The organism is Holdemanella porci, from assembly GCF_009696075.1.
GTDB lineage: Bacteria > Bacillota_I > Bacilli_A > Erysipelotrichales > Erysipelotrichaceae > Holdemanella > Holdemanella porci.
On record NZ_VUMR01000110.1, the window covers coordinates 1 to 1,859 of the forward strand.

Consider the following 1,859-nt stretch of genomic DNA (forward strand, 5'->3'; position numbering starts at 1 on the left):
ATCCTGTCTTTGACAGCTAGAAAAGAAATAAAGTGGTCCAAAGCCCTAGTATAAAGGCATTGAGCCACTTTTTTGCGTTGTTGCGGATTATAGTATTTTTTTCTTATCTTTTGTTTGATGTATGATGTTTCTCATTTTCTGTTTTTTTGTTATTTGGTAATCTGTTCTGAATCCAAACAATTTATGAAGATCATCTGTAATATCTGTTCTTGTATAGGATGGGATGTATCCATATCCTTCTAATAATGTAAGATTCATCTTTTTCATGGTGTCCACAATTTTGTCTGCTGTATATTTATATTCTAGTTTGTTTTCTAGAATTCGGAAGAATAATAAGGCCATGAAACAAATAAGAAAATGAGCTTTGATCCTATCATCGTCTCTTAAATAAACGGGTCTGGCATCGAAATCTGATTTTAGAATTCTAAAACATTCTTCAATCTGCCATCTTCTTTTGTTGATGGCTATTATATCTTGAACATCATCATCAAGATTTGTAACAACGGCATAAAATCCATCATACATTGCTTCTTTTTCAATAACTTCTTGGTCGATTTGCCAGATTTCATCTTCAGCTAATTCACCATTGTCCGTGAAGGACTGTTTTTTAAGAAATCTAGCGGGATCGTTAGGATTTTTACGATTCTTTTTTGGCTTGCCGCTATCTGTAATCATTTTTTGAGCTCTTTGTATTTGATTCTGACGTATAGATGCTTGATATTTTCTGTATTTAGGCGAATAAGTCACAATTAAAGTTTCAGAAAGCTCGTTACTGTCATATGGAATTTCTTTGTAGTAGATAGAATTAAAAACTTCTGGATCTTCTTCGTCTAGGTCATTCAAATCAATGAATTTGTTGGAACCAATCTTTCTGTATTGTGATGTAGATAAAGCTGTTTCTCGAACATCTTTTTTTAGCTTTTTAAGAGATTGTGTAATCACGTAAGCTCTTCCGCCTGTTGTGTTCAAAAGACGGTTTTTCTTAGAACCAAGTCCACTATCAGAACAATAAACGAATTGAGAACATTGAAAATCATTGATGACTTTATGTTCATGGTCTTTTAATGTCAGCTGTTCATTTTGGTTCCCAGGAAACAGATCAAATGATAAAGGGAATCCGTCGGCATCCATAAATAATCCCATACCTACTATTGGATTTGGTTTGTTTTCTTTGTTTTTACTGTACTTGGCATCTCCACGTTCCTGTTCGATTTCGAAATAATAATTTGTACAGTCATAATAAAGAACGCGTGTATTTCTTTTATGGATGTAGTTTGAATTTCTGTAAAGCTCTGCCTGAATATAGTCACTCTCTTCAGCTAGAACAGTTAATGCTCTGTAGATATCGTGTAAATGATAAGTAGGTTGTTCAAGAAGCGAATGACAATACTTAAATGAACTTAACTTACTCGTTGGGTTTAAAAAACGAGCATATATCAGATCGGAAAGAATTGCGTTCAAATCGTATTCGTAATCATGTCTGTTTTTGATGTTTCTGCAGATATTATCCAAATGTAGAGAATAATAAATGCTTTGTAGAAAAAGATAACCACAATTGAAAGTGTTCTGCTGATCCTTCTTGATTGGAATATTTGGATTAAGAGCGATAGAAACGGATTCATTTTCCTTTTTATATTTTTCAGTTTCTATACGAGCCTGTTCCTTTGCCCAGGCCATAACACCATCTCTGTCTGTATTCAGTTCTTTAGAAAGTTCAGAAAGTTTACCGAGCTTCTTGTAGATTCTCGAAGTGCTTTTTCCTTTTTCGTTGATGAAAGCATAATTGATATAAAAAGATTCATCTGATTTAGATTTAGTAGTTGTAACACGCATAAATATCACCTAATACAATTATATCA

At 33.1% G+C, this 1,859-nt stretch carries 1 protein-coding gene; it reads right to left on the minus strand.

The window, feature by feature from the left end; genetic code table 11:
* Positions 1–87 precede the first annotated feature (87 nt).
* The gene (locus tag FYJ55_RS10550; RefSeq protein ID WP_154556784.1) at positions 88–1,833 is read right to left on the minus strand and encodes an IS1634 family transposase; all 1,746 of its coding nucleotides are present in this window, start codon (positions 1,831–1,833) and stop codon (positions 88–90) included.
* Positions 1,834–1,859: the final 26 nt, after the last annotated feature.

Coding starts and splice junctions, on each gene's coding strand:
- FYJ55_RS10550 (WP_154556784.1), bottom strand. CDS start 1,833: ATGCGTGTTACAACTACTAAATCTAAATCAGATGAATCTTTTTATATC.